Source organism: Lachnobacterium bovis (genome assembly GCF_900111325.1).
Lineage (GTDB): Bacteria > Bacillota > Clostridia > Lachnospirales > Lachnospiraceae > Roseburia > Roseburia bovis_A.
The window spans coordinates 1-24,761 of sequence record NZ_FOGW01000027.1; the positions used below are offsets into that span (position 1 = coordinate 1).

General features: G+C 28.8%; 20 protein-coding genes, 2 tRNA genes and 1 rRNA gene. 9 read left to right on the forward strand and 14 right to left on the reverse strand.

Annotation, left to right across the window (positions count from 1 at the left end; translation table 11 throughout):
* The 6 genes from BMY79_RS10120 to BMY79_RS10145 form a co-directional block, all read right to left on the reverse strand.
* On the reverse strand, nt 1-1,689 hold a 1,689-nt coding region (locus BMY79_RS10120; protein WP_083383552.1), incomplete at its 3' end, for a coiled-coil domain-containing protein.
* A 211-nt stretch (nt 1,690-1,900) separates the two neighbouring features.
* Nucleotides 1,901-1,974, reverse strand: a tRNA-Arg gene (locus BMY79_RS10125).
* Between the two features lie 67 nt (nt 1,975-2,041).
* Nucleotides 2,042-2,911 (reverse strand): DUF3881 family protein, encoded by an 870-nt coding sequence (locus BMY79_RS10130; protein WP_022749917.1) that lies wholly within the window; start codon nt 2,909-2,911, stop codon nt 2,042-2,044.
* Between the two features lie 15 nt (nt 2,912-2,926).
* Complete coding sequence (locus tag BMY79_RS10135; protein ID WP_022749918.1) at nt 2,927-3,436, reverse strand: DUF4446 family protein; 510 nt, start codon at nt 3,434-3,436, stop codon at nt 2,927-2,929.
* A gap of 24 nt (nt 3,437-3,460) precedes the next feature.
* Nucleotides 3,461-4,372 (reverse strand): ParB/RepB/Spo0J family partition protein, encoded by a 912-nt coding sequence (locus BMY79_RS10140; RefSeq protein WP_022749920.1) that lies wholly within the window; start codon nt 4,370-4,372, stop codon nt 3,461-3,463.
* Nucleotide 4,373: 1 nt separating this feature from the next.
* Entirely contained in the window at nt 4,374-5,141 is a 768-nt protein-coding gene (locus BMY79_RS10145) for a ParA family protein (protein ID WP_022749921.1), read from the reverse strand.
* Between the two features lie 1,344 nt (nt 5,142-6,485).
* Between BMY79_RS10145 and BMY79_RS10150 the strand changes: the two genes are divergently transcribed.
* Nucleotides 6,486-7,424 carry an alpha/beta fold hydrolase gene (locus BMY79_RS10150; protein ID WP_074730892.1) on the forward strand — a complete coding sequence of 313 codons (939 nt, stop codon included), beginning with the start codon at nt 6,486-6,488 and terminating at the stop codon, nt 7,422-7,424.
* A 127-nt stretch (nt 7,425-7,551) separates the two neighbouring features.
* Here BMY79_RS10150 and rsmG read toward each other — a convergent pair whose 3' ends face one another.
* The 8 genes from rsmG to rpmH form a co-directional block, all read right to left on the reverse strand.
* Complete coding sequence (gene rsmG / locus BMY79_RS10155; RefSeq protein ID WP_022749924.1) at nt 7,552-8,265, reverse strand: 16S rRNA (guanine(527)-N(7))-methyltransferase RsmG; 714 nt, start codon at nt 8,263-8,265, stop codon at nt 7,552-7,554.
* Between the two features lie 17 nt (nt 8,266-8,282).
* Complete coding sequence (gene mnmG, locus BMY79_RS10160) at nt 8,283-10,205, reverse strand: tRNA uridine-5-carboxymethylaminomethyl(34) synthesis enzyme MnmG (protein WP_022749926.1); 1,923 nt, start codon at nt 10,203-10,205, stop codon at nt 8,283-8,285.
* Between the two features lie 91 nt (nt 10,206-10,296).
* Nucleotides 10,297-11,673 carry a tRNA uridine-5-carboxymethylaminomethyl(34) synthesis GTPase MnmE gene (gene mnmE / locus BMY79_RS10165; RefSeq protein WP_027422564.1) on the reverse strand — a complete coding sequence of 459 codons (1,377 nt, stop codon included), beginning with the start codon at nt 11,671-11,673 and terminating at the stop codon, nt 10,297-10,299.
* A gap of 58 nt (nt 11,674-11,731) precedes the next feature.
* Nucleotides 11,732-12,355 carry an RNA-binding cell elongation regulator Jag/EloR gene (jag, locus tag BMY79_RS10170; protein ID WP_022749928.1) on the reverse strand — a complete coding sequence of 208 codons (624 nt, stop codon included), beginning with the start codon at nt 12,353-12,355 and terminating at the stop codon, nt 11,732-11,734.
* 15 nt (nt 12,356-12,370) lie between these two features.
* Entirely contained in the window at nt 12,371-13,633 is a 1,263-nt protein-coding gene (locus tag BMY79_RS10175; protein ID WP_022749929.1) for a YidC/Oxa1 family membrane protein insertase, read from the reverse strand.
* 17 nt (nt 13,634-13,650) lie between these two features.
* Nucleotides 13,651-13,860 carry a membrane protein insertion efficiency factor YidD gene (gene yidD, locus BMY79_RS10180; RefSeq protein ID WP_022749931.1) on the reverse strand — a complete coding sequence of 70 codons (210 nt, stop codon included), beginning with the start codon at nt 13,858-13,860 and terminating at the stop codon, nt 13,651-13,653.
* A gap of 17 nt (nt 13,861-13,877) precedes the next feature.
* Nucleotides 13,878-14,228, reverse strand: a complete 351-nt coding sequence (rnpA, locus tag BMY79_RS10185) for a ribonuclease P protein component (protein ID WP_022749932.1) — start codon at nt 14,226-14,228, stop codon at nt 13,878-13,880.
* 54 nt (nt 14,229-14,282) lie between these two features.
* Nucleotides 14,283-14,417, reverse strand: coding sequence for a 50S ribosomal protein L34 (gene rpmH, locus BMY79_RS10190; protein WP_022749933.1), 135 nt, complete (start codon nt 14,415-14,417; stop codon nt 14,283-14,285).
* A 690-nt stretch (nt 14,418-15,107) separates the two neighbouring features.
* Between rpmH and dnaA the strand changes: the two genes are divergently transcribed.
* The 8 genes from dnaA to BMY79_RS10235 form a co-directional block, all read left to right on the forward strand.
* Nucleotides 15,108-16,463 (forward strand): chromosomal replication initiator protein DnaA, encoded by a 1,356-nt coding sequence (gene dnaA / locus BMY79_RS10195; RefSeq protein WP_022749934.1) that lies wholly within the window; start codon nt 15,108-15,110, stop codon nt 16,461-16,463.
* A 382-nt stretch (nt 16,464-16,845) separates the two neighbouring features.
* On the forward strand, nt 16,846-17,958 hold the full coding sequence (gene dnaN / locus BMY79_RS10200) for a DNA polymerase III subunit beta (protein ID WP_074730893.1): 1,113 nt from the start codon (nt 16,846-16,848) through the stop codon (nt 17,956-17,958).
* An 8-nt stretch (nt 17,959-17,966) separates the two neighbouring features.
* A complete protein-coding gene (locus BMY79_RS10205; protein WP_022749937.1) occupies nt 17,967-18,182 on the forward strand; it encodes an RNA-binding S4 domain-containing protein in 216 nt (71 codons plus the stop codon).
* Nucleotides 18,179-19,279, forward strand: a complete 1,101-nt coding sequence (gene recF / locus BMY79_RS10210; RefSeq protein WP_029066764.1) for a DNA replication/repair protein RecF — start codon at nt 18,179-18,181, stop codon at nt 19,277-19,279. Before BMY79_RS10205 ends, recF begins: the two co-directional genes overlap by 4 nt.
* Before the next feature lie 30 nt (nt 19,280-19,309).
* Complete coding sequence (gene gyrB / locus BMY79_RS10215; protein ID WP_022749939.1) at nt 19,310-21,244, forward strand: DNA topoisomerase (ATP-hydrolyzing) subunit B; 1,935 nt, start codon at nt 19,310-19,312, stop codon at nt 21,242-21,244.
* Nucleotides 21,245-21,260: 16 nt separating this feature from the next.
* Entirely contained in the window at nt 21,261-23,768 is a 2,508-nt protein-coding gene (gene gyrA / locus BMY79_RS10220) for a DNA gyrase subunit A (RefSeq protein ID WP_022749941.1), read from the forward strand.
* Nucleotides 23,769-24,254: 486 nt separating this feature from the next.
* Nucleotides 24,255-24,342 (forward strand) — tRNA-Ser (locus BMY79_RS10230).
* Between the two features lie 262 nt (nt 24,343-24,604).
* Nucleotides 24,605-24,761, forward strand: a 16S ribosomal RNA gene (locus tag BMY79_RS10235); the annotation flags it as partial.

A 24,761-nucleotide genomic window follows, 5' to 3' on the forward strand; every position in this document is an offset into this window, starting at 1 on the left:
TTGTAATTCTACCTGTTCTATATTCTGCTCTGATTTTTCTTCTAATTGCAACTCTGGTATATTCTCTAATACAGATTCTTCTGCCAATTGTGGCTCCGGTTCTGGTATTTCTTCTTCTATAATCTCATCTTCAATAAGAGTTTCTGAAACTTCCGGTTCAATTTCAACTTCCTCTGGTTTTGTTTCTGATTGTATTTCTTGTAATGGCTCTAGTTCTGCTTCTATATTTTCTTCTAACTCTGGTGCAATTTCTGACTCCACTTTTACTTGCCCATCTTCTGGCTCTAAATTAATTTCAATTTCTTTTGTCGCTATTTTCTCATCTGGTATCGAATTATCTTGATTTGCCTCGACTCCATTTTTTATATTTGGCAAACCTTCAACTATTGCACCTGTATATCCAATACTATTTTCAATTACTGCATCAAATTTTTCTGTTTTATCATCAAGCTCTTCTATTCTCTTAATTATTTGCTCATATTTTTCATTTAGATTTTTTATTTCTTCTGCCTGATCCTTGATGATTTTTTCCATCTCAGCAAAATTAACCTCTATCTGTTGGCTAATTTGATTATTTAATTTCATCATTTCCTCTGCTATTGCATTATCATCAATTTCATCATAATCTTCTTCATTATTCTCAACTAATTCCTCAAACTTATCATTCAAATCATTTATTTTATTATCTATTTCTTCAACTCCCATTGTATAATTAGAAGCTAACTGTCCTAGTGATTCCTCAACTTCCATTTTCAAATTGTCAATTTTTTCATTTATAGAACCTTTTTCATTTACTTTGTCATGCAAGTCCTTTATTTTTTCTGACAACTCATTTTCAATTTTTTCTAATGAACTCATTAAATTTTCTGGAGTTACATAATTTCCCTGATAACTCTTAATTTCTTCTATGTCACTCTCAATTTTATTTATTTTTTCTATTGGGAAATCAATTTTATTATTTGATTGACTCTGTATAATCTCATCCTTAGCATTATTAATCTCTAATTCGATATTATTTTTTTCATCAAAACCATTATGAATATCATCATAAATCTTAGTACATATCTCTAATGCTCTTTCTGAATTATCGTTAATATTATCTAATTTCTCGATTTTATCCCCTATATCTGATTTCAATTCATTCAAATGATCATAAAAATTTTGTATTTCATCTTTTATATGATTCACATTTTCCTTTATATCAATATTGGCTGCTATGATTGCTTCTGCGTTTTCTTTGTTTTGATCAATAGTTTTTTGCGCACTTGATTCATTTTTTTTAACAATTGCAAGAGAAACTTCCTTTTGAACTTTAAAAATATCTTCAACACTTTCATCCAAAATTTCTTTATTGTGCTGAATAACCCTTTCTATATCACTACTAAATCTTCCAAAATTTTCACTTTGTATAATCTGCATGTTTTTCAGAGCCTTATATATTTCTTCATTCAACATCTTATTTTCTAGATTGTATAATTTTATTAATCTTAATATTTCAATTATCGCAACAAAAATAGCACAAAAAGCCACTCCACCTAGAGTAGCTATAACAAACAAATTTTTTCTAAAATCCCTTATAGCATAAACCTCTACTATCATTAATCCCATAAAAATTACTAATGAAAATACAATAAAAAAACTACATACTTTCTTCTTTTTTTCATATAAATTAGGATTTTTCTCTTTCATTATTCTCCCTCATTTCATTCATATATTTAACGATATCATATATATTTTCGGCAGAATAATATGATTTATATATAAAATATGAATTGAAAATTAAAGTAAAAATATAAAACAATCAATATTTCTTTTCCTAACAAAAAGACACAGAACATTGTCCTTTTTCAAATAATAGTCATCTATTATTTGTATGCACAATTCCTGTGTCCTCAAATAACGTCCCCGAGAGGATTCGAACCTCCGGCCTCTCGCTTAGGAGGCGAGCGCTCTATCCAACTGAGCTACGAAGACGTATAAATTATTGAATTATCATCACTAATTTATTTTACTACATTTTTCTTGATTTGAAAAGAGTTTACTAATAATAAACCTCTCCTTGTAGCCAAACTTTACCTTTAAATCTTCTGCCTACTTTAGGTTCTCCTAATAAATCATTACTATTTATACAAATATCAAACTCTATTCCATTCGCATCAATTTTCATTATATAAATTTCTTCTTTTGAAATCTTATTTATTTCTTTTTTTACTTTTTTAATATTACCTATAATATTATAAATATCAGGTTCAACACCATAAGGAATTATTGTTGTTGATACAATTGATAATACATCTTCATTCTTTATCCTTTTTGTCAATGTAGAATATGTATTAATTTCATTTTCCATTAAATTTTCAACTGCATCTTCATCGCCTTCGCGAGCCTTAGAAATTAATTCATTATTTTTTCTTTCAATACTATTTTTAAATTTAACTTGACCATTATTTTTCTTCTGAATTGGTAACAAAATAGTACCGCTCTCAGCAAGGCCCGCTAAATATGTACATCTTGAAATTTTTTTCTCTCTTATTTCTGTATTACAATTTCCAATATTTTGAACAAAAAATATTAGTGTAACACCCATTCTAATTTCATCGCAAATACCACAAAGAGCTTCTTTGTCATAGTATCTTTCTACTTCAATTTTTTCATTCGTACTTTTACTAGTACCTTTTAAAAATGGATAGTAATACTCTCTAACGAATTCACTTGTATCTTCTTTGTAATATCCACACACTGTTACACCAATATTTGGTGCAACTTGCATTCTTAATTCACCATACCGTGTTCCATCATTTAAAAAAGATATCGATTCATAATAGTTCTCTTTTTCTACTCTTTTTAAGAGATCTTCTAAATTTTCTCTATTTAAATCAGAAAAACCAATTGATTTTAAATACTTATTCATTATCTTCTCCTTAATTTAAGAAGCCTCTTCTTTAATTAAACCTTTTGCAATATCTAACGATTCTTGTTCTTCATTTGATAATTCTAAAATTGAATTACCTCCGATGATTTCTTTTGCATATGTGTAACTTCCTTCACGGCTGTGAACAGCATTAATAATAACACCATCTTCGACTTCATTTAATAAACATAAAGAAAAACTAAGTTTTCCTCCCATTTCATTAAATGCATCATATTTTTTTAGCCCAACCTTCTGGAAAGTAATACCAAATTTTTTGTATAAAGTATCGATGTCTTTTTCATTCTTTTTATTTTTTTGAATCAAAGAATCAACCTGATCTAATCTTTTTATCAATGTATCTTCTAATGTTTTACCATCTTGTCCTTCCATAAAAGCATTATACTTTTTCTCTATTTTTGATGTCTTAACTAAATTAGCGATCATTATAATAAAAAATAAAACAACTAATGCAGCTAATCCAATTACAACATAATCAGTACTAATTCCTAAATATTTTTCTATCATCTCAATCTCCTAGTTACTATTATTTTATTGAACATTTGTTTTAATTATATCAATTATTCTATCTAGCTCATTTTGAGAATAATATTCAATTTCAAGCTTTCCACTTTCAGCATTTTTGGAATTTATTCTAACTTTAGTTCCAAAAATACTTTTCATTTGTTCCTCTAAATCAGAATAAATTATTTTTAATCTTTCATCCAATTGATTATCCAAATTAGTTTTTTTATCATCTTCACCATTTTGAATTTTCTTAACTAATTTTTCAGTTTCTCTAACGCTTAATTTTTCATCAAATATTCTTTGAGCAATTAAATATTGTTTTTCCAAATCGCTTATTCCAAGCAATGCTCTTGCATGTCCAGTTGAAATCATTTCATCAACTATCATCTGCTGAACTTTATCATTTAATTTTAACAATCTCATACAGTTGGTTACAGCGGTTCTACTTTTTGAAACTCTCTCCGCAACTTCATCTTGTTTCAAATTAAATTCTTTTAATAAACGCTTATATGCTAATGCTTCTTCAATTGGATTTAAGTTTTCTCTTTGAATATTTTCAATCAAAGAAATTTCTACTATTTCTTGTTCAGATAGATTTTTTATAATTACAGGAACTTCCTTCAAGCCTGCATTTTTTGCAGCTCTCCATCTTCTTTCACCTGCAATTATTTCATAAAATCCATCCCTTTGCTGAACTAACAATGGTTGTAAAACACCATATTGCTTAATTGATTCTGATAATTCTAAAAGTGCATCTTCATCAAAATCTTTTCTTGGTTGTTCCTTATTTGGTTCAACCTTATTAATTGAAACTTTAATGCCTTCATTTGCATTTGATGTTATTTCCTCTACATTTTTTGTTTTTGCTTTATTACTAACTTTATCAGCAATAAGAGAATCTAGTCCTTTACCTAAACCACTCTTTTTTTGTGCCATTTTATATATCCTCTCTATCCACTATTTCCTTGGCTAGTTTTCTATAGCTCTCGGCTCCAGCTGATTTTTTATCATACATGTTAATTGGCAAACCGTATGATGGCGCCTCAGCCAACTTAATATTTCTTGGTATCATTGTATCGTAAATCTTCGTATCGAGATTTTCTCTAACGTTTTCGACAACTTGATTAGATAGATTTGTTCTCATATCATACATTGTGAAAACTAAACCTTCAATCTCTAATTCAGGATTTAGTCTATCTTGTACCAAATTAATTGTATGCATCAACTGACTCAATCCTTCAAGAGCATAATACTCACATTGAATTGGAACTAAAATTGTATTTGCTGTTGTCATCGCATTTACTGTCAACATATTTAATGATGGTGGACAATCAATTATAATAAAATCATAATCTTCTTTAATATAGTCTACCGCATTTTTTAAAATATATTCTTTTTCTGTAATACCTAATAATTCAATTTCTGCTCCTGCTAAATTCACATTAGAAGAAATAATATTTAGGTTTTCCACTACTGATTCCACAATGCTTTCCTGAATAGAACATTCGTCAAGCATCAATTCATATACAGTATTTTCCACCTCATTTTTGTCAACGCCCAAACCACTTGTCATATTACCTTGGGGATCTAAATCAATTGCTAAGACCTTTTTACCTGATTCTGCAATACAAGCCGCCACATTTATGGCTGTTGTTGTCTTTCCAACTCCACCTTTTTGATTTGCTATTGCTATTATTCTTCCCATTTTTTTATCCTTTCTTGTTTTTTGGACTTACCCTTCTAAATCACTTTTTATTATAGCATTTATATTTCCATTTTTCTATAATTATGTTTCACGTGAAACATTTTTTCCATTTTTCACAAAACATAGTAAACTAAAACTTCCATATTAGTATATATTTAAATTCATTAACAATATCATCTTCTTTGATTTATTGTTTTTTCTTTATATAATATATATTTTTCTCATCATATAGCATTCATTTTTTATATATTTAGATCATAACATTTTAATTTTAAACATAATACTTTCAATTTTATTTTAACCATTCTTATATAAACAATTTTTTTAATAATTAAATTTCAAATATTTTTCATTAACTTCTCTTAGATCAAAATATATCTTAGATTAAAATATAACTTAAATTTAGATATCCATCACAAAAATGTTTCACGTGAAACATTTTATATTCTTAAGTAGTCACCCTTATTCTAAAAAACAAATTTTATTCAATATTAATGTATACACTCACTATTTATTCCTATAATACATTTTTTCTTATTTATATATAATTCAATATTGATTAATATCATGTTATACACTTTACTTAGACTTGTTTTACTTTATTTCCAGATAAATCTTCTTTATTATTAATACCTTTGTATTCGTTGCTACTAAATTCATTTTAGTCACTTTTTATAATGATTAATACCATATTCATTTTATTTATCAATACATTAATATTCGTTGCTATTTTATTCTTTTTCATTTTCATATAAATCTTAAAACATTATACATGTATTGAGATTAATAATATATTTAAAAACATTATAATTATTTTGAAAATATTTTTCTTATATATCGTGCTATAAATCTACAAATGATTCTCTCATAATATTTCTTAAAATTCCTTCATACTATCTTTATTTAGTTTTCTAAAAATCTTATTATAACCACAAAGCTATACTATATAAAACACTTCTAGCATTTTTCAAATGTTACACAACTATTACTTAATGATTCTATTATTTATACTTCTATCTTTCTCACTACATTTTTTTCAATACCGATTTATTAACTACATATTCTGTAAAACTGAGTCTAAGTATAATATTTGAACATATCGATAATAAATTATTTTTTTATATCTTTTAAATACATTATAGTATCAATTATACCCACAAATTTATTTTTTATAATTTCACTCTCTCAAATACCTAGATATTTTATATAACCTTATCAAAAAATGTTTCACGTGAAACATTTTTTAGAAATTAATTTCTAAAATCATTTCAGAAATCATTTGTAAAAATCGATAAAGACATATATAATTATTATATAAAGTGCTTTTTATAAAGGAGGAGTTATATGAAGAAATTCACAAAAAAATTTTTATTTTTTTCAACTCTAGCAATTGCATCAATCGAAGGATATAATAAATATATTTCCTATAAATCTAACGAAGAATTAAAAGATTCATCGGTTGATGGTGATTTTTATGACTATAAATACGGAAATGTATATTACACTAAACGAGGCCATGGAGATCCTATTTTATTAATTCATGATCTTAATCCAATGGCATCTTCCAAAGAATGGGAAAAATTGTCACATGCTTTAGAAAACAAATATACCGTTTATACAATAGACTTGTTAGGATGTGGATTATCTGATAGACCAAATTTAACATACACAAATTATTTCTTCGTTCAATTAATATCATCTTTCATTAAGAATATAATTAATAGCGAAACAATAGTTGTTGCATCACATTTTTCAAGTACATTTGTAGCTATGGCCAACAAACTTGAACCAGATTTATTCAAACAGATTTATCTGATCAATCCTGTTTCACCTATGCAGACAATCGGTAAAATAAGCTACCTTGAAAAATTAAAGAAAAAATTTATAAACACACCTGTATTAGGAACATTCATATATAATATTACATTTTCAAAAAAGAACATAATTAATGCTTTTAAATTAGGTTATTTTTATGATTATACAAAAGTTGATTCAAACCTAATCGATGTTTTTCATTCAAACTCACACTATGATAATTCAGCTGGAAAATATTTATACTCTAGCATGATTTCAAATTATCTAGATGCGAATCTAGGCTTAGCCTTTGATAATTCAAAAACACCTACAACTATTATTTCATCAAGAAATAATTTTGAAGCAAATGAACTTTTCAACAATCTAACTCGTAATGTTGAAAATATTGATTTGATAACATTATCAAATTGCAAATTATTGCCACACTGGGAAAACCCAATGAAAATTGTAAAATTAATCAACAAATAAAACAATATACATTTAATCTACATACTATAAAAATAATAGATTTTAAAATAATAGATTTTAAAAAAATAGATACTTCTAAATTAATAAAGAAGTATCTATTTTTTATTTATTGTAATTTATAATTATTCTATAATGGTTTCTTTGATGGAGTTCCTGCTTTTCTTGGATATTTTTTTGATGTACCCTGTTTTTTTTCTATAATAATAAAACTTCTATTATTATCATCAATTATAAAATTATGTACATCTACTATTTTTCCTCCTAATAGAAATACAGCTGACTTAGAAGCTTCTACTTCATCTGAAACATTTCCCGATTTATATGAAATAAATTTGCCTCCAATTTTAACGAATGGAATACAATACTCAGATAAAGTAGACAAATTAGCTACTGCTCTTGATACTACCACATCAAATTGTTCTCTGAATTTTTTATTCATTGCTAAATCTTCTGCTCTTGCATGAACAGTTTCAATTTTTTTCAAATTTAATTTTTCAATAACTTCATCTAGGAAAAGTATTCGTTTATTTAATGAATCTGCTAAACAAATATCTATTTCTGGAAAAACTATTTTCAATGGAATTCCAGGAAAACCTGCTCCTGTTCCCAAATCTAAAATTTTAATTTCCTGATTTAAATTTAAAACCTGTATCAACGAAATACTGTCAATAAAATGTTTTGTCAATACTTCTTCAAATTCTGTAATACCTGTCAAATTCATTACTTTATTTTTTTCAACAAGTAATTCATAAAATTCTGTTAACTGATTAATTTTATTTTCATTTAATTCTATCTCATATTGTTTTGCAAATTCATATAATTTATCAAAGTTATATTTCATATATATTCTCCATTTTACTATTCTTCATGACCATTTAATTGAAAAAACAATTCTGGATTTGAATATTTTAGTTGTTCTAAATAAACTAAAATTACTGAGATATCTGCTGGAGATACACCCGAAATTCTTGATGCCTGACCAATTGATAATGGTTGTAATTTATTTAATTTTTGAACAGATTCAATTCTAAGTCCACCGATTTTTGAATAATCAAAATCAGTTGGTAATTTTTTCTTTTCTAACTTTTTAAAATGTTCAACTTGTTTAATCTGTCTCTTAATATAACCATCATACTTAACATTAATCTCAACTTGATTTTTTACTTCTTCTGGAAGTTCTACTCTTTCTGGATCTAACTCAGCAAGACTTTCATATCCTAATTCTGGTCTTCTCATCAAATCAGCTAGTGATACACCTGTATTAAGTGGAATACTATTATGTCTCTCCAAAAATTCCTGAACTTTTTTATTCGCACCTATTTTTACATTATTGATTCGTTCTATCTCATCTTCTATCATTTTTGATTTCTTTTGAACCCATTCATATCTATCATCTGATAAAAGACCAACTCGATGACCTTGTTCTGCTAAACGTAAATCAGCATTATCTTGTCTTAACAATAATCTATATTCAGCTCTTGATGTCATCATTCTATATGGTTCAAAATTTTCTTTTGTTACAAGATCATCAATTAATACTCCTATATAAGCTTCAGATCTATCCAAAATTAACGGTTCTTTTTTTAAGATTTTCATAGCTGCATTAATACCAGCAATAAGTCCTTGGCATGCAGCTTCTTCGTAACCTGAACTTCCATTAAATTGTCCACCACTAAATAAACCATGAACATTTTTAAATTCAAGTGAAGCATATAACTGATTTGGATTAATACAATCGTATTCTATCGCATATGCATTTCTAACAATTTTAACATTTTCCATTCCTGGAACAGTTCTATACATTGCTAACTGAACATCTTCAGGAAGTGATGAAGACATTCCACCAACATACATTTCATTTGTATTTAAACCTTCTGGCTCAATAAAAATTTGATGTCTGTTTTTATCAGCAAATTTTACTACTTTATCTTCTATCGAAGGACAATATCTTGGACCAGTTCCTTCAATTACACCTGAATACATTGGTGATCTATCTAAATTATTTCTAATAATTTCATGTGTTTCTTCATTTGTATAAGTTAACCAACATGAAATCTGATCAATTTGAACATCATCTGGATTTGTTGTAAAAGAAAATGGAACGATTCTCTCATCTCCAAATTGCTCTTGCATCTTTGAAAAATCTAAACTTCTCTTATCTACACGAGCTGGTGTTCCAGTTTTAAATCTATACATTTCAATTCCATGCTCTTTTAATGAATCTGTTAAATGAGTTGCAGCCTGTAAACCATTAGGACCTGTCTCATTAATAAATTCACCTGTTAAACATCTTGCTCTTAAATATGTTCCAGTACAAAGAACAGCTGCCTTACAATTATAAATTGCACCAGTAACTGACTTAACCCCTGTTATATTATTATTATCATCTGTAATTATTTCAGCAATTTCAATTTGTTTTATTGTTAAATTATCAGTGTTTTGAAGTGTTTTTCTCATCTCCATGCTATAAGCGACTTTATCGGCCTGAGCTCTTAATGAATGAACTGCAGGACCTTTTGACTTATTAAGCATCTTAGATTGAATAAAAGTCTTATCTATATTTTTTCCCATCTCTCCTCCGAGAGCATCAATTTCTCTTACTAAGTGTCCTTTAGAACTTCCTCCAACATTTGGATTACATGGCATAAGTGCAATACTATCTACACTTACTGTAAAAATAATTGTATTGAGCCCTAATCTAGCACAAGCTAAAGCAGCCTCACATCCTGCATGTCCTGCTCCAACAACACATACATCATAATTTTCAACTATTGCAGGCATTTTTTTCCTTCTTTCTCTGATGTTAAAATTTACTAAAAGTATCATCTATAATATATAATTAAATATTATCTATTTCAATAAAAATTAATTATTATTTTCCCATACAAAACTTACTGAAGATTTCATTAACCAAATCTTCTTCTAATGATTCACCAATAATTGTACCTAATGATTCATATGCATTCATTAAATCAATTGAAAAGAAATCTTCTGGTAAACCATTTCTTATACTATTTATTACAAGCTCTAAACTTTCTTTTGCTTCAGCTAAAGCATTTTTATGTCTTACATTTGTAATCATAACTTCATCATTAAATGAAATTTTACCACTAAAGAACATATCTTTAATTTTATTTTCTAAATCATTAATTCCTATTTCTTCTTTTGCTGATATTGAAATTATTGTTTTGTCGATATGTTTTTTTACGTCCTCAGCGGTTGTCTTACTAGATAAATCAGACTTATTTAATAATATAATTGTTTTTTTATCTCTAATCTGCTCCATAATTGCAAAATCATTTTCATCTAATTCCTTAGAAGAATCAATTACATATATTACTAAATCTGCAAGATCAATACAATTCTTTGCTTTATCTACACCTATTTTTTCAACAATATCTTCTGTGTGTCTAATTCCAGCTGTATCTATTATGTTTAAAGAAATTCCACTCAAATTAATGTTTTCTTCAAGAGTATCTCTTGTAGTACCCTCGACATCTGTTACAATTGCTCTTTCTTCACCCACTAAAATGTTAAGTAATGATGATTTACCTGCATTTGGTTTTCCAACAATTGCTGTCTTAATTCCTTCTTTAATAATTTTTCCATTATCAGCACTTTTTATTAGATGATTAATTTCCTCTAACATTTTAGCTACTATCACATATAATTTTTCTGGATATCCCTCTAACGAAATATGTTCTGGATCATCAAGTGCTGTTTCTATAAAAGCAATCTCATGTATAAGTTTTTCTCTGTTTTTTATAATATCTCTTTTAATAGAACCCTTTAACTGACTTAATGAACTATTCAATGCGTACTCATTTTTTGAATTAATAATATCGATTACCGATTCTGCTTGTGATAAATCAATGCGACCATTTAGAAAAGCTCTTTTTGTAAATTCGCCCGGTTCGGCTGGTCTTGCACCATACTTTAAGACAGTTTCAAGAATTCTCTTCATAACAAAAACGCCACCATGACAATCAATTTCAACAGTATCTTCCTTTGTATATGAATTAGGTGCTCTCATGACAAGTACCATAACTTCGTCAACCATTTCTTCACCATCATAAATATATCCATAATGAATAGTATGAGATTTCACATCACTCAACAATTTATCATTATTCTTTGATCTATAAACTTTATCAATAATATTCATAGCATCTTGTCCACTAATACGTATAATTCCTATACCAGATGGAGTTAATGCTGTTGCAATTGCTGCAATAGTGTCTGTTTTCATTTTATATCTACCTCGTATACTAATTTTAAAAAAGGGTATCCTCTCGGATACCCATAAATTATTTCTTTAATGTAACAACTACATGTCTATAAGGTTCATCACCTTCACTATGGGTTGTGACATAGCGATCATTCTGTAAAGCTGAATGAATTACTCTTCTTTCAAAAGGATTCATTGGCTCAAGCTCTACCGATCTATGTGTTCGCTTAACCTTAAATGCTATATTTTTTGCCAAATTTTCCAATGTAGCTTTTCTTCTATTTCTGTAATCTTCAGTATCAATTTTTACTTTGTAATAATTATCTGCATTTTTATTTACAGAAAGATTTGTCAAATATTGTAATGCATCTAAAGTTTGACCTCTTTTGCCTATTAAAAGCCCCATTTCGTCTCCCTTTAAGTCTACGTCTATTTGACTATTAATTTCATCTACTTTAATAAGTAGTTCAACTTTCAAATTCATAGCTTCAAAAACTTCTGTAAGAAAATTTCTTACTCTGTCTTCAATTGAAAATTTTTTTCTAGCTCTAATTACAGCATTTTTACTTCCTAAACCTAAAAATCCTGTGCTTCCCTTCTCAACCACTTCGTATTCAATCTGATCACTAGTTGTTCCAAATTTAACCGAAGCTTCTGTCAATGCATCATTAACAGTTTTTGCAGAAATTTCAATAAAATCCATCCTAATGCCCCCCTATTATTTACGGCTATTCCTATCATTAAACTCTTGAACTGCATTAGCTTTTGCTGCTAATGATCCAGGTTTAATTTCCTTTTTCATAGAACTAGCTTCATTCATTTTATCTAAATCTAAGCCACTTAAATCAGCTTTAGACTTAATACCTTTTGTATTGTAATGAGCTGCATTATTAATTTGATTTTCATAAATGCCCATCTTTTCACGTTGTTTCTTTAATTTTAATTCATTCTGCTTAATAATGTCATCAATATCTATTTTTTCAAAATGTTTATTGATAAACATCTGTTGAATAACTCTTACAAGACCACTTGTTGCCCAGTAAATACCTAGACCTGAAGGTACAGAAAATGTCATTACGAGTGAAATAATTGGCATAATATTATTCATTGTTTTCATTTGATTAGCCATTTGTTCACTACCATTATCAGGTTGTGGCATCATCTTAACATTTAGATATTGGAATAAACCTGATAAAACAGGAATAAGTAAAGCAACTAAAACTACTAAATATGCTTTGTCTGCCATTGCAGCCTTGATAGTAGTCAATGGTGAATCAGAAATATTTACCCCAAAAAAGTAATTATATTGTTTAATACTATGAATTGTAGAATCAATATTACCATGTAATTTAGGAAACTTATCGTAAACAACTTTCCATCCATCTTGTGGTAACTTATACAATACATCGACAATATAATTATTAACAATACTCTGATGTTTATCTGAAAAATCAACGCTTACAGATAATTTTTGAGAAGACACAATCCCCTTCATAATTCCTCTGTAACCACTTGTTTTAATAATTCCATCTACTAAACCATCAAATGATGATCTTACACTTGTAATATATGCAGGTACTCTAGAAAAAACCTGATATAATGAAAGTAAAATTGGGAATTGTATCAAAATCTGAACACATGAACCAGCTGGTGAAACACCATACTTCTTATATACTAAAGAAGTCTCTTGCTGCATAGCAGCCACTGATTGCTGATCTCTTTTTCCCTCATATTTCTTTCTAATTGCATTTAATTCAGGTTGCATTTTCTGTGAAAACATAGAAAACTTCTGTTGTTTCAATGTTAAAGGAAATAACATACCTAGAATAACAATTGTTAATAAAATAATACTAATACCAATATTTTCAATACCAGTTGCCATCTTCACTAAAATATAAATTTTATCCAAAATCCATCCTAAAAATTTAGCAATAGGACCCAAAATGGCAACGGAATTTGCTGTCAATAAAATATCAGCCATAAAACCTAAACCCTCCGTTATGGAACAGGATCATATCCCCCTTTTGAAAAGGGATTACATCTCAATATTCTCCACAAAGCTAATAAACCACCCTTAAACGCACCATACTTTTCTATTGCTTCTAAAGCATAAGTTGAACAAGTTGGATAATATGGGCATTTTGTTCTCTTCATTGGAGAAAGATATTTTCTATAAAATTTTATTAAGTGTATAAAAATATTTTTCATTGTTCCATCTTCTTAATTTATTTGTTTTCAAGTTCAATAATTCCATGAAGATCTGCAAGATGCAATAACGCACTTTCAACTTGTGCATAACTAATTTCTTTAGCACTTACTCTTGCAACAACTACAATGTCTAAACCACTATTAAACATCTCTTCGTGTAGTCTATATGATTCTCTAATTAATCTTGTTAAATGATGTCTAATAACACTATTTCCAACTTTTTTACTAACTGAAATGCCAACCCTATTTTTTTCATTCAAATTATTTTTTAAAACATACATAACAAGGTATCGATTGGCATATGATTTTCCCTGGCTATATACCTTTTGAAATTCTCTATTTTTCTTCAATGATTCTGAAAATTTCATAATAATATTCCTTACTTTTTAATATAAAAGAAGAAAAGACCACAATGATGTGGCCTAAGCTGATAATTTTTTTCTTCCTTTTAATCTTCTTGCAGCCAATACTTTTCTGCCGCTTGCAGTACTCATTCTTTTTCTAAATCCGTGTACTTTAGATCTCTGTCTTTTCTTTGGTTGGAATGTCATCTTCATTTATATCCACCTCCTTAACGTTAAAAAACATCACTTCAATTATATCAAAAAAACCTATCAAGTCAAGCAATTCTAATGAATTTCATTTATTAAATTTATCTTAATTTTCAACATTCTGTTGATATTTTTTTTGTTGATTTTTTTATAACTTCTTTTCGAGGCATTTTTTGTGTATATCTTTTCACTTTTTTTTGATTTTCAACATAGTTTTCAAGATTATCTACTTATCCACATTTTGTATGTTGATAACTCTGCTATGCTTGATTTTACAGCGTTTTCTTTTGTGTTAATATCTTATTTTTCTTCTTCTCGCATTTCTTTTTATCCATACCATGTTGACAATATTCCGAGTTATCCACATTTTGTTTATAACTTGTGGAAAACCAGTTTATTTTATCTTGATAACCTTAATTTTTTATAATTTTTACCGATAAAGATATTTTTTACATTGAATTACTTCTTCAAATAGTGTAGTATTATATTTGTAAGATTGTGGAAAAGTATACCCTTTTTTTTTAAACATATATTTTATCCACTTTCTGCTAGATTTTTTATACGAAGTATACATATTATTTTTTGCAAATAATGTGTGACTTTTATTTGTGTACCCTAAAATACTTTTTTATTCACATTTCAATATTATGTATATTTTAGGATAAACATTGAATTTATTAGATTTGGAGAAGTACAATGGACAAAATACTAGACAAATGGAATGAAATATTAAATACCGTCAAAAGTGAATATGAAATTAGTGATGTTTCTTTTGATACTTGGTTACGTCCTTTAGAACCATATGGAATAATGGACAATACCTTATATATTTTAGTGCCTTCTGAACCTATGGCTTTGGGGTATATTTCAAAAAAATATCATTTGCCACTCAAAACCATTATTGCAGAAGTAACAGGTACTGTTTTTGAGGTGAAATTTATTTTACCAGAACAAGCCTCACAAATTAATCCAGCTTCTAAAGTATCAAAACCTATTAAAAATAATGTATCAATTGAAAGTTCCAATCTAAATCCAAACTATACATTCGATACATTTGTTGTAGGTAACAACAATAGATTTGCACAATCCGCATCACTTGCTGTAGCTGAATCTCCAGGTGAAGCATATAATCCACTTTATATTTATGGTGGTCCAGGATTAGGTAAAACTCACTTAATGCATTCTATTGGTCATTTTATTTTAGAAAAAAATCCTACTACCAAAGTTCTCTATGTTACATCAGAGGAATTTACTAATGAGGTTATCGAATCTATTCGTAATGGTAATGCCTCTTCGATGACTAAATTTAGAGACAAATATCGTAAAGTTGATGTTTTAATGATCGATGATATCCAATTTATAATAGGAAAAGAGAGTACTCAGGAAGAATTTTTCCATACTTTCAATGCCTTACAAACTCAAGGAAAACAAATCATTTTGACATCAGATAAACCTCCAAAAGAAATGGAGACTTTAGAAGAAAGAATTAGATCTCGTTTTGAATGGGGCTTAATGGCCGACATCGGTACACCGGATTACGAAACTAGAATGGCAATTTTAAGAAAAAAAGCAACAAATGATAATTTTAACATAAATGATGAAATATTAAATTTCATTGCCAATAATATAAAATCCAACGTTCGTGAATTAGAGGGTGCATTGAATAAATTACTTGCATACAACAATTTAGTTCATGAAGAAATTACTATGGATATCGCTCAAAAGGAATTACAAAATATTATAACTCCTGATAAACCTAAAGAAATAACTCCACAATTAATTATAGAAATTGTAGCAGAACACTTCCAGATTTCTTTAGACCAAATGATATCTAAAAGTAGAAGTAGTGATATAGCTAAGCCAAGACAAATTGCTATGTATTTATGTAAAAATATGACAGATATTCCACTTGATACTATAGGTTCATTACTTGGTGGACGTGATCACTCAACAATTATTCATGGTATTAAAAAAATTACTGAGGAATATGACTCTAATGAAAATATTCGTAATACCATTGAAACTATTAAAAAGAAAATTAATCCAAACTAAATATATATAATAAATGATTATAAAAATTACATTTATATAGAAGAAACTCGTAATTTGTTATTATTTTTGCGTTTTAAACCTAATGGATCAACAGAGTTATCAAGATGTTTTTAACTTTTCCACGTTCATACTACGTTGATACGCCTTGATATTATGGATAACTTTCCTTATTTTCCACGACTTTGTGAATTTTGGATGTTGTTATTCACATTCTGTCCCTGTTTAATCCGCAACTTTTTAACACACTTATACAGTCGATTTTATTCTTCTAAATGGCGGTTTTATCACGTTTTTAACACTTATTAACTTATTAACACCCCCTAAGAAGATTACTACGGATTATTTATATATTTTATTTATTTTACGCGGGAGGCACTCACACATGAAATTTATTTGTTCTAAATCAAATTTATACAACGGAGTTAAAACTGTTCAAAGGGCAGTTCCTACTAGAACAACTATGCCTATACTTGAATGTATCTTAATCGATGCAACTACTAACGAAATTAAATTAACAGCCAACGACACTGAACTTGGTATTGAAACAATAATAGAAGGTGATGTTCAAGAACATGGTATCATTGCTTTAGATTCTACAATTTTTTCTAACATAGTTAGTAAATTACCTGATAACATGGTTACTATCGAAACAGATGAAAACTTTAAAGCACATATTAGTTGTGAAAAAGCTAAATTTGATATTTTAGGTAAATCTGGGGATGATTTTTCATACTTACCTTTTATCGAAAAATCTCAAGGAATTACAATTTCTCAATTTTCTCTAAAAGATGTAATAGAGAGAACATCTTTTGCAATAGCTAATGATGACAATAATAAACTTATGACTGGTGAATTATTCAAAATTAATGAGAATAATTTAGAAGTTGTAGCACTTGATAGACATAGAATTGCTGTACGTTACATTGAATTAAAAGAAAGTTATTCTCCAAGAGAGTTAATTGTGCCAGGTAAAACTTTAAAAGAAATAAAAAATATTATCCCTGGTAATGTGAATGAAAATGTGTTAATTTACAACACCAATAATCACATTGTCTTTGAATTTGAAAAAACAACAGTTGTATCTAGATTAATTGAAGGTGACTATTTTAAAATAGATTCAATGTTATCTACAGATTACGAAACTAAAGTTCAAATAAATAAAAAAGAGCTCTATGAAAGTATTGATAGAGCTACTCTTCTCGTAAAAGAAAGTGATAAAAAACCAATTATCATGAATATCACAGATTCAAACATGGAAGTAATGATTAATTCATATATAGGTTCAATGGATGAAAATATTGACATTGAAAAAGATGGTCGAGATATCATGATTGGATTTAATCCTAAATTCTTTACAGATGCTTTAAAAGCAATCGATGAAGATGAAATTAATTTATATATGATTAATCCAAAGGCGCCTTGTTTTATAAAAGATGATAAGGGCACATTTATATATTTAATTTTACCTGTAAATTTTAATGCAATAGCAAATTAGGAGAAAAAATGATAGAAATAACAATTAAAGAATCAGAAGAATTTATTAAATTAGGTCAGGCTTTAAAAAAAGCCGGATTAGTAGATTCTGGTGTAGATGCCAAAATGGTAATCCTTGATGGATTAGTTCAAGTTAATGGTCAAGTTGATACTAGACGAGGAAAAAAATTATATGATGGTGATGAAGTAACCTATAACGGTGAAGTCATTAAAATAAGCAAATGATAATTAATGCAATAGAATTGTCTAATTTTAGAAATTACGAATTATTAAATTTAAAATTGGATAAGGGTACTAATATTTTTTTTGGAGATAATGCTCAAGGTAAAACTAATATTTTAGAAGCTGCCTATCTTTCAGCTACAACAAAATCCCATAGGGGAAGCAAAGATAGGGAGTTAATAAAATTTAAAAATGATGAAGCGCATATTAGAACTAATTTAACAAAAAAAGATATCCCTTACAGAATTGATATTCATCTAAAAAAAAATCATAGTAAGGGTATTGCTTTGAATCAGATCCCAATAAAAAAGGCTAGTGAATTGTACGGGATAATCAACATGGTATTTTTTTCTCCAGAGGATTTAAATATTATAAAAAATGGTCCCGCAGCTAGACGACGTTTTATTGATGGTGAATTATCTCAATTAGACAAAATATATATGTCTAATTTGTCTAAATATAATAAAATTTTAATGCAGAGAAATCGTTTACTCAAAGAAATTTCGTTTAATCCACAACTGAAGGATACCCTAGAAATATGGGATATGCAGTTAGTTAATTGTGGAAATGAAATTATAAAACGCAGGGAGAAATTTGTTAAAAATTTAGGACAAATTTTGTCTGAGATACATAAAAATATTTCTGGTGGTAAAGAGAAACTTGAGATTTTTTATGAAGCAGATGTAAATAGCGATCAGTTTGAAAGTAAGTTATTGAATAATCAAATTAAAGATTTAAAATTTATGCAGACATCTGTTGGACCACATAGAGATGATATTTCTTTTGAAATTAATGGGATTGATGTACGTAAGTATGGTTCACAAGGGCAGCAAAGAACGGTTGCTCTATCTCTAAAATTGGCTGAAATAAAATTAGTCGAAGAGACAGTAAACGACACACCAATCTTATTATTAGATGACGTTTTATCAGAATTAGACAGTAATAGACAGAATTATTTGTTGAACAGTATTAGTAATATTCAAACTTTAATCACATGTACTGGTGTGGAAGAGTTTGTTAGAAATAGATTTGAAATCAATAAGATTTTTAAAGTTTCAAATGGTACAGTTGAGGAATTGGAAAATTTGAAATTTGAATAAAACAAATTACTCAAGATTAGGAGGCAGTTCATGAGTGAAGAAATAAACAAGAATCAGGAATATGGTGCTGATCAGATTCAAATTCTCGAAGGATTAGAAGCTGTAAGAAAAAGACCAGGTATGTACATTGGTAGTACATCAGAGAGAGGTTTACACCATCTGGTTTATGAAATTGTTGATAATGCCGTAGATGAAGCTTTAGCTGGATATTGTAATTCTATACAAGTCGTAGTTGAAGAGGATAATTCGATTACAGTTATCGATAATGGTAGAGGAATTCCAGTTGGAACAAATCATAAAGCAAATAAATCAGCATTAGAAGTAGTGTTTACTGTTCTCCATGCTGGAGGAAAATTTGGTGGCGGAGGCTATAAAGTTTCTGGTGGCTTACATGGTGTAGGTGCATCAGTAGTTAATGCTTTATCAAATAGCCTAGAAGTAGAAGTTGCTAGAGAAGGCAAAATTTATAGACAGACATATACACGTGGTGTACCAAATGGCTCTGTAGAAATTGTTGGTGAATGCGATAAAGACAAGCATGGAACCAAAGTACATTTTTTACCAGATGATACTATTTTTGAAGTTACTGAATTCAAGTATGACATATTAAAACAAAGATTAAGAGAAACTGCATTTTTAACAAAAGGTTTAAAAATCACATTAATCGATACAAGAGAAAATTCTAAACACAATCATGTTTTCCATTATGCTGGTGGAATAAAAGAATTTGTTGAATATTTAAATCGTGGAAAAGAAGCCTTATATGACGAGGTTATCTATTGCGAAGGAAAAAGAAATAATGTTTATGTTGAAGTAGCTATGCAACATAATGAATCATATAATGATTCTGCATATAGCTTTGTAAATAATATCATTACTCCAGAAGGTGGAACTCATTTAACTGGTTTTAGAAATGCTATTACTAAAACATTTAATAACTATGCAAAAGCGACAAAAATGATTAAAGATAATGATCAACCTTTAAACGGAGAAGATATAAGAGAAGGTTTAACTGCTATTATTAGCGTAAAAATTGAAGAACCACAGTTTGAGGGTCAAACAAAGCAAAAACTTGGTAATAGTGAGGCACGAGGTGCAGTAGATTCAATTGTTAGTGAACAGTTAACATATTTCTTAGAGCAGAATCCGGATGTTGCAAAACAGATTATTTCGAAATCAATTTTAGCACAAAGAGCAAGAGAAGCTGCTAGATCAGCAAGGGAGGCTACTAGAAGAAAATCAGCATTAGAAAATACTTCTTTGCCAGGAAAATTAGCAGATTGTTCTGATAAAGATCCTAAAAATTGTGAAATATTTATAGTCGAGGGAGATTCGGCCGGAGGTTCTGCAAAAGTTGCAAGAAGTCGTGCAACACAGGCAATTTTACCTTTGAGAGGAAAAATTCTTAATGTTGAAAAAGCAAGACCTGATAAAATTTTTAACAACGAAGAAATTAGATCAATGATAACAGCTTTTGGAACAGGTATTTTAGATGATTTTGATCTTTCTAAATTACGTTACGATAAGATTATTATTATGACAGATGCCGACGTTGATGGTGCACATATTGAAACATTGATGTTAACATTCTTGTATAGATTCATGCCTGAGTTAATTAAAGAGGGTCATGTTTATTTGGCAACACCACCGCTATATAAAATTGAAAAAAATAAAAAAGTTTGGTATGCATACAGTGATGAAGAACTAAACAAAATTATTAGCGAAATCGGAAGAGATCAAAATAATAAAATACAACGTTATAAAGGATTGGGTGAAATGGATGCAGAACAGCTTTGGGAAACAACTATGGATCCTGCAAACAGAATTCTTAAACGAGTAACAATGGATGATGAATCAGCATCCGAGGTAGATGTAACATTTACTACATTGATGGGTGATAAGGTAGAACCAAGAAGAGAATTCATTGAGACAAATGCAAAATATGTACAAAATTTAGATATTTAAGGAGGAATACATTTAAATGGATGACAAAATTTTTGACCAAATACTTCAAGTTGATTTAAAGAAAACTATGGAGACCTCCTATATAGATTATGCTATGAGTGTAATTGCATCTAGAGCATTACCTGATGTAAGAGATGGTTTGAAACCAGTTCAGAGAAGAGTTTTATATTCAATGATTGAGTTAAATAATACACCTGATAAGCCACATAGAAAATCAGCACGTATTGTTGGTGACACTATGGGTAAATACCATCCACACGGTGATAGTTCTATTTATGGTGCCTTAGTAAATATGGCTCAGCAATGGTCTACAAGATATCCATTGGTTGATGGTCATGGTAACTTTGGATCTGTCGATGGTGATGGTGCAGCTGCGATGCGTTATACAGAGGCAAGATTAAGTAAAATTTCAATCAAAATGATTGAAGATATTAACAAAGATACAGTTGATTTTACTCCAAACTTTGATGAGACAGAAAAAGAGCCTGTTGTATTACCATCAAGATATCCTAATCTTCTTGTAAATGGTACTACAGGTATAGCAGTAGGTATGGCAACCAATATACCTCCACATAACTTAGGAGAAGTAATTGATGCTGTAGTAAAAATAATAGATGATGATATTGAAAATCAGGAAACAACAATTGATGATTTAATAAAAATTGTTAAAGGCCCAGATTTTCCAACAGGTGGTACAATTTTAGGAACTTCAGGAATAAATGAAGCTTATAGAACTGGTAGAGGAAAGATTAAAGTAAGAGCAGTTACAGACATTGAACCAATGCATGCTGGAAAAAACAGAATTGTTGTTACGGAATTACCATATCTTGTAAATAAAGCTCGTTTAATTGAGAAAATTGCTGAATTAGTAAAATTAAAGAGAATTGAAGGTATTACTGCCCTTAGAGATGAATCAGACAGAGAGGGTATGCGTATTGCAATCGAATTAAAGAATGGAGTTAATCCATCTGTAATTTTAAATCAATTATATAAACATACACAATTACAAGATACTTTTGGCGTAATAAATTTAGCTTTAGTAAATAATGAGCCTAAAATTCTCAATTTAAAAGAATTATTAGAATATTATTTAGAGCATCAAAAAGATGTAATTACTAGACGTACAAAATATGATTTAAACAAAGCGGAAGAACGTGCTCATATTTTACAAGGTTTAATAATTGCATTAGATAATATTGATGAAGTAATTCAAATCATTAGAAGTAGTAAAACAACTGCAGAAGCAAAAGAGAGATTAATTAATAGATTCTCTTTATCAGAAGCTCAGTCTCAAGCTATTGTAGATATGAGATTACGTGCACTCACAGGTTTAGAGCGAGAGAAAATTGAGTCAGAATATCAGCAGTTGATGGAGAAAATTGCCGAATTGAAAGCTATTTTAGCTGATGAGAATAAACTATTAACAGTTATAAAAGAAGAAATTTTAGCTATTAAAGATAAATTCTCAGATGAGAGAAGAACTCAAATCGGATACGATGAATATGATATGTCAATGGAAGATCTTATTCCAGAGAAGAATACAGTTATCACAATGACAAAAGTTGGTTATATCAAGAGAATGGATATAGACAATTTTAAAGCTCAACATAGAGGTGGTAAAGGTATAAAAGGAATGGAGACTATTGACGGTGATTACATTGATGAAATGATGATGACAACTTCACATCATTACTTAATGTTCTTCACAAATGAAGGTAGAGTGTACAGAATTAAAGCTTATGAAATTCCTGAAGCAAGTCGAACTGCAAGAGGAACAGCTATAATTAATCTAATACCATTACAGCCAAATGAGAAAATAACTGCAATGATACCAATTAAAGAGTACAAAAAAGATCAATATCTATTTATGGCTACTAAGAAAGGTATTGTCAAAAAGACATCTGTTTGTGATTATGAAAATATTAGAAAAAATGGTTTAGCTGCAATTAAATTACGTGATGATGACGAATTAATTGAGGTTAAAATCACAAATGATGACAATGAGATAATGTTATTTACTAAATATGGTCAATGTATCAAGTTCAAAGAAGCTGATGTAAGAACTACAGGAAGAACAACAATGGGCGTTATTGGTATGAATTTATCTGCTGAAGATGAAGTAATAGCTATGCAAATTGATACTCAAGGTGACGCATTATTAATAGTATCTGAAAATGGTATAGGTAAATGTACATTAATGAATGAATTTACACCACAAAATCGTGGAGGTAAAGGAGTAAAATGCTATAAGATTACAGAAAAAACAGGTTGTTTAGTTGGAGTTAAGGCTGTAACAGCAGAAAATGAAGTAATGCTTATAACAACAGAAGGTATCATAATCAGAATTAAAGTTGAAGATACAGCACTTTCTGGAAGAGTAACATCCGGAGTTAAATTGATTGACTTAGATGAGAACGTTAAAGTTGCAAGTGTTGCAAAAGTTAGAGAAGATAAAAGTTTAATGTCTGATGATGACGAAAATTCAGAAGAAGATCAAGAATCGGAAGAAAAAGAAGATAATTAAAAGATCTTTTAATAAGATTAGTTAAAAAAGATAGAGAGTAATCAAATTTAGAATGTCCGCTATATTTTGATTACGTCTCTATTTTTTATTATAGATTAAAATTGAAATATTTATAGTATAATCAAAAAGAATGATAAGGATATACTATATCATTCTAAGATCAAAATCCCATAATGTAATAGCAATATAAGATAACTCCAATGGTGTTAATAGAGATATATAAAAGAATATTTTGTATAGTATATACAGTAAATATAAAATATAGTATATATAGTAAATATAAAATATAGTATATATAGTAAATATAAAAATAGAATATAATTGCAAAAATAGAAAAAAGACAAAAAATATTGTCGCAAAAAATAATAAGAAAAGGATTATAAAATAAAAAATAAAAAATTATAAAAAAACTATTGACAAAAAAGAATTCCTTTAGTAAAATAAATAATGCGTCATGCAGAGAAATTAATTTTAAAAAAAGAATTCGGAGAAGTACTCAAGAGGCCGAAGAGGTGCCCCTGCTAAGGGTATAGGTCGGGTGACCGGCGCGAGGGTTCGAATCCCTCCTTCTCCGCTTCAAAAAAATTAATTGAAAAAAGTGTTGACAAAGCATTGAATGTATGATATATTATAAAAGCTGCAAGGCACGACATAAAAAAATGTCTTTAAGAATTGCAACGACAAAAACTTTGATAACTAAATAGTGAAAAACCTTGAAAGATTCTAAAGAGAATTATTCAAGTAATCGAAAGATTACACGAACAGCATCTGAGAGAAGATGCACCTTTAAACAGTAACAAGGAAATTAGCCAAGCTAAGTTCTGAGAATCAAATTTTAAAATGAGAGTTTGATCCTGGCTCAGGATGAACGCTGGCGGCGTGCTTAACACATGCAAGTCGAACGAAGCACATTATTTGAATTCTTCGGGAGGAAGATAATGCGACTGAGTGGCGGACGGGTGAGTAACGCGTGGGTAACCTGCCATGTACAGG

Excerpts from the sequence above, each read along its gene's own strand:
- BMY79_RS10140 (WP_022749920.1), bottom strand. The coding sequence starts at position 4,372 with ATGGCACAAAAAAAGAGTGGTTTAGGTAAAGGACTAGATTCTCTTATT.
- jag (WP_022749928.1), bottom strand. The coding sequence starts at position 12,355 with ATGGATTTTATTGAAATTTCTGCAAAAACTGTTAATGATGCATTGACA.
- gyrB (WP_022749939.1), top strand. The coding sequence starts at position 19,310 with ATGAGTGAAGAAATAAACAAGAATCAGGAATATGGTGCTGATCAGATT.
- BMY79_RS10145 (WP_022749921.1), bottom strand. The coding sequence starts at position 5,141 with ATGGGAAGAATAATAGCAATAGCAAATCAAAAAGGTGGAGTTGGAAAG.
- BMY79_RS10135 (WP_022749918.1), bottom strand. The coding sequence starts at position 3,436 with ATGATAGAAAAATATTTAGGAATTAGTACTGATTATGTTGTAATTGGA.
- mnmG (WP_022749926.1), bottom strand. The coding sequence starts at position 10,205 with ATGCCTGCAATAGTTGAAAATTATGATGTATGTGTTGTTGGAGCAGGA.
- yidD (WP_022749931.1), bottom strand. The coding sequence starts at position 13,860 with ATGAAAAATATTTTTATACACTTAATAAAATTTTATAGAAAATATCTT.
- dnaN (WP_074730893.1), top strand. The coding sequence starts at position 16,846 with ATGAAATTTATTTGTTCTAAATCAAATTTATACAACGGAGTTAAAACT.
- rpmH (WP_022749933.1), bottom strand. The coding sequence starts at position 14,417 with ATGAAGATGACATTCCAACCAAAGAAAAGACAGAGATCTAAAGTACAC.
- dnaA (WP_022749934.1), top strand. The coding sequence starts at position 15,108 with ATGGACAAAATACTAGACAAATGGAATGAAATATTAAATACCGTCAAA.
- BMY79_RS10130 (WP_022749917.1), bottom strand. The coding sequence starts at position 2,911 with ATGAATAAGTATTTAAAATCAATTGGTTTTTCTGATTTAAATAGAGAA.
- recF (WP_029066764.1), top strand. The coding sequence starts at position 18,179 with ATGATAATTAATGCAATAGAATTGTCTAATTTTAGAAATTACGAATTA.
- BMY79_RS10150 (WP_074730892.1), top strand. The coding sequence starts at position 6,486 with ATGAAGAAATTCACAAAAAAATTTTTATTTTTTTCAACTCTAGCAATT.
- rsmG (WP_022749924.1), bottom strand. The coding sequence starts at position 8,265 with ATGAAATATAACTTTGATAAATTATATGAATTTGCAAAACAATATGAG.
- BMY79_RS10205 (WP_022749937.1), top strand. The coding sequence starts at position 17,967 with ATGATAGAAATAACAATTAAAGAATCAGAAGAATTTATTAAATTAGGT.
- rnpA (WP_022749932.1), bottom strand. The coding sequence starts at position 14,228 with ATGAAATTTTCAGAATCATTGAAGAAAAATAGAGAATTTCAAAAGGTA.
- gyrA (WP_022749941.1), top strand. The coding sequence starts at position 21,261 with ATGGATGACAAAATTTTTGACCAAATACTTCAAGTTGATTTAAAGAAA.
- mnmE (WP_027422564.1), bottom strand. The coding sequence starts at position 11,673 with ATGAAAACAGACACTATTGCAGCAATTGCAACAGCATTAACTCCATCT.
- BMY79_RS10175 (WP_022749929.1), bottom strand. The coding sequence starts at position 13,633 with ATGGCTGATATTTTATTGACAGCAAATTCCGTTGCCATTTTGGGTCCT.